Annotated in this window: 1 protein-coding gene; it reads right to left on the reverse strand. The window is 38.1% G+C overall.

All coding sequences use genetic code 11. From position 1 onward, the window contains the following. Nucleotides 1–19 precede the first annotated feature (19 nt). A complete protein-coding gene (locus ACHBIF_RS11340; RefSeq protein ID WP_394720762.1) occupies nucleotides 20–973 on the reverse strand; it encodes an IS30 family transposase in 954 nt (317 codons plus the stop codon). Nucleotides 974–1,232: the final 259 nt, after the last annotated feature.

The raw sequence follows: 1,232 nt of genomic DNA on the forward strand, positions 1-1,232 counted from the left end.
CCCAAATTTCAAGTTGAACTTAGCCATCCAAAAGAAATTCACTCGGCGACTTGTAGTCCAAGCATTTTTTAGGGTAGTTGTTAATCCAATTTTCTATAAAAGCGACTTCTTTCGGAGTCGTTTTCTTGGTTCCTTTAGGTAACCATCTCCGAATTAATCGATTATGGTTTTCATTTGAACCTCTTTCCCATGAAGAGTAGGGATGTGCATAGTAGATATGTTCCTCAGGAAACACTTCAGCCAATCGACTAAATTCCGAACCATTATCTGCAGTTATTGATAAAATATGATACTCAGCTAATAGTAACCTAAGTGCCTGATTGACAGCTTCAGCAGTTTTACTAGGAATTAATCGTATGATTTGGTGTCTACTTCGTCGGTCGGTTAAGACTAAAAGACACTGATTTTTCGCTCTGGTTAGTAGAACTGTATCAATTTCATAATGACCGTTTTCCAATCGAAGATTGATGACCTCTGGTCGCTCTTCGATTGATTTACCAGCTGGCTTAAAGTTCGGACTGGCTTGCTTCTTGACACCTTTCCATTTTCTAGGATAAAGCATATCCGCTTTTGTCAAACCTAAATGACCATTATGAAACCAGTAGTAAATGGTTGAAATCCCTACTTTCACTTGCTTCTTCTTAACCATCATTTCAGGAGAAAACTTTTGCTTATGATAGTGTAAGACCTTCTCTCTGATTTCTTTTGTTAGAATTAACTTTTTCACCGACCGTTTTCGATTGGATTGGTAAACAGTTTGTGCATAATCAGCAGAATAAACTTTCTTGTAGACCCCTTTTCGCACTTGTTGTAAGGTTGTCCCACGCTTGATTTCATTATGAATTGTTTGAGGAGCCTTTCCAAGCAAGCCTGCAATTTCACGATTGGACTTATTTTCAAGTTTCCACCGCTCAATCAAGCGACGGTTATCTATTGTCAAATGTTTCCCTTTTGGTGTATAATACTTTTGCATCTCTGTGCCTTTCCTTGTGTTTGTGGTGAACAACAAGTATAGCACAGAGGTGTTTTCTTATACCTTACATCAGATTTCATTTGACACCAGGTACCCTTGAAGCTGTTTTTTCAGCTAAACCAAGGCTATAATTAGCCTTGGGCAACTAGCCTAACAACTTCAAGCCTGTTATCAAGTGAAATCATCAACTTACTCACATATAGTGAAACATCTAATTCTTGGCTAAGGTAAGGTGGCTAACTTCATTATAGAACTTTCG

This window comes from Streptococcus sp. A11 (assembly GCF_043674225.1).
Lineage (GTDB): Bacteria > Bacillota > Bacilli > Lactobacillales > Streptococcaceae > Streptococcus > Streptococcus suis_V.

Excerpts from the sequence above, each read along its gene's own strand:
- ACHBIF_RS11340 (WP_394720762.1), bottom strand. The coding sequence starts at position 973 with ATGCAAAAGTATTATACACCAAAAGGGAAACATTTGACAATAGATAAC.